This window comes from Legionella sp., from assembly GCF_049790535.1.
GTDB lineage: Bacteria > Pseudomonadota > Gammaproteobacteria > Legionellales > Legionellaceae > Legionella.
Map to the genome: position 1 here is coordinate 1 of NZ_JBAQZB010000151.1, position 4,859 is coordinate 4,859.

Here is a 4,859-nt window from a genome sequence, read left to right on the forward strand (position 1 = left end):
CACCAAGAGGAATACCTGCTTGATGCATAAGTTTTACAGCGAATGCAGCAATTAAAGGCGTTTGCTCCGCAGGCTTAGCTATAACACAGTTTCCGGTGACCAAAGCAGCCACCACCTGTCCGGTAAAAATTGCTAATGGAAAATTCCACGGACTAATACACAGCACTGTACCCCGTGGATGTAAACTTAACTCATTTAATTCACCTGTATAACCTCTTAAATGTATGGGATTTTCCATGATTTGTTGAGCTAACAAAGCATAATAACGGCAAAAATCAATAGCTTCACGTACTTCAGCAATCCCATCGTTTAATGTTTTTCCAGCCTCAAAACAGGCTAATGCTAAAAGTTCAGAACTGTTTTCTTGTAATAAATCAGAAAAACGATTTAAACACGCAGCACGCTCTTTAACAGGTTTGGCAGACCAAAGTGAAAAAGTCTGCACCGCAGCTGCTAATGCTTCTTCTACATCATTTAATGAAGCATTTTGTACACTACCTATAACCTGCTCAGTGTCCTGGGGAGAGTAAATGTTTTGCAGTTCAGGTTTGCATGAACTACTTCCTGCAATTATAGGACCAGCAGCCCATTGTCCTAAATTTATTTTACTCAAATTTTGTTGCAACAAAATACGTTCTTGACGATCACTAAAATCAAAACCTTGGGAATTTCTTCGTGGCACAAATAGATCTTTTGGCAAGGGAATATTCTTATTCATCTTAGCGAATAAAGATCTGGCTTTCTTTACTGGATCCTCTACCAGAGTGCTAATTGGCGCTTTATTATCAACAATTCGATTTACAAATGAAGAGTTTGCTCCATTTTCTAATAAACGGCGCACTAAGTAAGGGAGTAAATCTTCATGACTTCCCACAGGTGCATAGATACGACAAGGAATTCCATGACGCTCTGCTGGAACAATTTGCTGGTACAGCTCATTGCCCATACCATGTAAGCATTGGAATTCGAAATCTCGGTAATCACCAGTAATATTAAGAATCATCGCTACTGAATACGCATTGTGTGTTGCAAATTGAGGATATATGGCATCAGTCATTGTTAAGATTTTCTTCGCACAAGCTTGGAACGATACATCGGTAAAGACCTTGCGAGTAAATACAGGATATTCAGCTAATCCTTGCATCTGTGTTTTCTTAATTTCACTATCCCAGTATGCACCTTTAATTAAACGCACCATTACTCGACGCTTCTTGCTACGCGCCAAAGCAGCTACCCAATCTAATACATAAAAGGCTCGTTTTTGATAAGACTGTACAGCTAGACCAAAACCATTCCAACCATCAAGACGATTATCAACAAAAACACGCTCCATTACATCAAGAGATAAATCCAGGCGCTCTGATTCTTCAGCATCAATAGTCAAACCAATATCATAATCTTTTGCCAAACATGCAAGAGCTAAAAGTTTAGGTGGTAACTCATCCATTACACGCCTATATTGGCTTTCATTATAGCGTGGATGTAAGGCCGAAAGTTTTATGGAGATTCCAGCACGTTTATAAACATCTGAATTTTTATTAACTGCTTTTCCTATAGTTTCAATTGCTACTTTATATGCATTAAAATAGCGTGCAGCATCTACAGAAGTTAATGCAGCCTCTCCTAACATGTCATAAGAATAACGGTATCCTTGAGCTTCTTTCTTTTTTGCTCGAGTTAGCGCCTCTGTAATGGTGCGTCCCATGACAAATTGCTTACTCATAATACGCATGGCTTTATCAACAGCAGTCCTAACAACCATTTCACTACTACGATTAACTACTTTCATTAATGATTTCGCTAAGGTAGTTTCAGCCCTCTCTGAAGTTAAGACTTTACCTGTTAGCATTAAAGCCCAAGTTGTCGCATTGACAAAAAAAGAATCGCTCTGTCCAAGATGAGATTTCCAATTACCACTAGCCAATTTATCTCTAATTAAATTATCTATAGTGGCACTATCTGGAACACGCAATAAAGCTTCAGCCAAACACATTAAGGCGATACCTTCTTCACTTGATAAAGCATATTCTGTTAAAAATGAATCAATACCAGTACTTTTTTTTCGCTCGGAACGCACCAATTCAACCAACTTTGTTGCACTGACATTAATAGCAGTCAATTGATTTTGATCTAAGTCGGCTTTATCACAAAGTTCTGTTATAAGTGATAATTCATCAACCCGATAAGCATGATTAATACCAGCCCTTAACCCTTCGGGTAATTGCATCGCTTGTTTTTCAAACATAGTGCTCTCCACCAAAAAATAACAACAGGATATCATCATAGTGCAGCCCTATGCAAAATAGGATATTTAATCTCAGTTTTACCGTATCATGTGACTAAAAATAGCCGTAAATAAAGCTTTATTCAAAGCAATATTAGAATAAGTAATATACAAATAGATAATATTTTGTATTAAATGACGTATAAATTGCACCAAAAATAGACTCATACATAGGCAAATTGATTATTTTTTAATCAATATTATTTTTAGACTATTGCTAAGCTTCTGAATTGAATAATAATTTATCCTTATGGACAAGTAAAAGACTTATGATTTTACAATTGTCTTAATTGTTAATATAATACCCTTTTTTTTTACATAACCACTAACGGTGATTTTACAAGACGAAAGGAGCTATATGAATACCCTATTAACGCTAATCTCAACCGTCCTGCTAACCAGCAATCTCACTACCAGTACCCCTTCATTTGCAACTGAATCTGATATAATAACCAAGGTTCAACATCTTGGCAGTAAAGCACCTCAGCTCAATAGAAATGTATTGAAGCTTGCTTTAACTGCATATAAGAATGCCAGAAGAAAAGGCGCAGTTAAAAAAGCAGTGCTCACCGTAATTGATTATTCATTACCTTCAAACAAACAACGTATGTGGATATTTGACGTTAATAGAGAGCGACTTTTATATAATACTTATGTTGCTCACGGTAAAAACTCTGGAGTAAATAAAGCAGTTCATTTTTCAAATACGAACTCCAGTAAACAATCCAGTCTCGGCACCTACATTACTAAAGGAACCTATATGGGACATAAAGGATACTCATTAAATCTTCAGGGTTTAGATAAAGGATTTAATGATAATGCCTACAATAGGCGTGTAGTAATTCATGGTGCATGGTATGTTGAAACTGATTTCATTAAAAAAGCTGGTCGTGCAGGGTTGTCGTGGGGCTGTCCCGCAATTGCTCAGACCTTGGCGAAGCCTGTAATCAATACGATTAAAAATGGTTCTGTAGTTTTTGCTTACTTTCCTGATAGAAAATTCTTGTCACATTCAGGTTTCTTGGTGGCATAATAAACAATAAAGCCAGGTCTCACCTGGCTTCTCACAGTCATCCATTATAAGAACATCCTGTTCTTATAAGTCATCCCTGACAGAACCAAATCCATTTGACTATAAGTCCTTTTATAACTTATATCCTTACAAGTTATATTTAATAATCTAGCAATAGGATAAAAAAATTTCAAGGCAGGACTTCAACAAAAAACATTTATATTATTTTTAATGATAAATAAAATTTTAATAAAAACTATATAAAACAATAAGTTATATTTAAAAATAACCTATTGGTCTAGAGAAAAAGATATTTTCAGCAAAAAATTAAGATATCTCTTACGTGATCTTAGGAAAAAAAGTCTGTTTTGATCTTTATTTTAACACATATTGTCACTTACGTTTTATCCAAGTGCTTGATTAACTTATAGAATATGATAGCTTATTCAGCGAATGATTACGCTTTAGAGCAATATGATGGACAAACAACAATTAAATGAAATAAAAAAAGATAAACTAGAAATTATAGATTGGCTTATTGAACATTTTCCAAGTGCTTTTTTTAAAAAAGGAAATCAGCTTAAACCACTCAAAATTGGCATATTTGATGATATCATTGATTTTTACGAACGGTTAGATTCACCTCCTTTCAGTAGAAAAGCCCTTAGAGAAGCATTAAGTTACTATAGCGGTTCTCCAGCCTATTTAAGCTGTCAGAAAGAGAACTCTCCTCGGATAGATATTTATGGGAATGAAGTAGATTTAGTAACAGCAGAACAGGCTAAATTTGCTTATCAACGCTATCAAGAACGTTATAATAAAAAGTAAGGTATATAAAGAACATGAAAGTGAAGTATCCTTATTTATGTAATGGTGCTTAAAAAGAAGCATTATTCTGTTCTAAGTAGTATTGCTGCACTGCTAAAAGTATTTCTTCTTCAAGAGCTTTTGCTTTTTCGGCTTTAACCACCCCATTAGTAATAATAGAAAAAACAAATGACTTGGCATTAGGATTTATAATAAAACCAGATAGAGAAGACACATCATGCATCGAGCCTGTCTTAGCGAAAACTTTTTTATTTAGAATGGTATCTTTCATTCTGTCCTGCAAAGTTCCCGATACACCGGCTTGGGGTAAAGAGTTTAAAAGTACCGGTTGCATTTTCTTATCGTGATAAAGTTCAGTCAATAAAGCAACGAAATGTTCTGGAGCAATTAAATTATAGCGTGTACCTTCACCATCAATTAACTCCATTTGCTTCATATCGATAAGAGTATGCTCTGCTATTATTTTTTTTATGGCAGATATACCCTCTTTGTGACCCCCATTACCAGTAATAATATAACCCAATTTTCTGGTAATGTTATTCGCATAAAGATTATCAGATTTTTGCAGCATGTGTTTTACCAACGTAAATAAATTGCCTGACTGATAATCGGCAATAAAATGAATATCAGCAGGAGCCACTCCACTAACAATTGTTCCATTTAATGAGATTTCATTCTGAGCGAGCGCACTTTTAATTACTTGTTTCACAAATAACAATGGATCAGGTATAGCAA

General features: G+C 35.1%; 4 protein-coding genes. 2 read left to right on the plus strand and 2 right to left on the minus strand.

What is annotated here, in order from left to right; translation table 11 throughout:
- A partial coding sequence (gene putA / locus WA877_RS10215) for a bifunctional proline dehydrogenase/L-glutamate gamma-semialdehyde dehydrogenase PutA (protein ID WP_425170813.1) occupies positions 1–2,245 on the minus strand: 2,245 nt, incomplete at its 3' end.
- Positions 2,246–2,642: 397 nt separating this feature from the next.
- On the opposite strand from putA, the gene WA877_RS10220 reads away from it, so the two are divergent.
- Together WA877_RS10220 and WA877_RS10225 are read left to right on the plus strand one after the other, a co-directional pair.
- A complete protein-coding gene (locus tag WA877_RS10220) occupies positions 2,643–3,317 on the plus strand; it encodes a murein L,D-transpeptidase catalytic domain family protein (protein ID WP_425170814.1) in 675 nt (224 codons plus the stop codon).
- 456 nt (positions 3,318–3,773) lie between these two features.
- Positions 3,774–4,124, plus strand: coding sequence for a ProQ/FINO family protein (locus WA877_RS10225; protein ID WP_425170815.1), 351 nt, complete (start codon positions 3,774–3,776; stop codon positions 4,122–4,124).
- A 49-nt stretch (positions 4,125–4,173) separates the two neighbouring features.
- Here the strand turns inward: WA877_RS10225 and dacB are convergent.
- On the minus strand, positions 4,174–4,859 hold a 686-nt coding region (gene dacB / locus WA877_RS10230; protein WP_425170816.1), incomplete at its 5' end, for a D-alanyl-D-alanine carboxypeptidase/D-alanyl-D-alanine endopeptidase.

Excerpts from the sequence above, each read along its gene's own strand:
- WA877_RS10220 (WP_425170814.1), top strand. The coding sequence starts at position 2,643 with ATGAATACCCTATTAACGCTAATCTCAACCGTCCTGCTAACCAGCAAT.
- WA877_RS10225 (WP_425170815.1), top strand. The coding sequence starts at position 3,774 with ATGGACAAACAACAATTAAATGAAATAAAAAAAGATAAACTAGAAATT.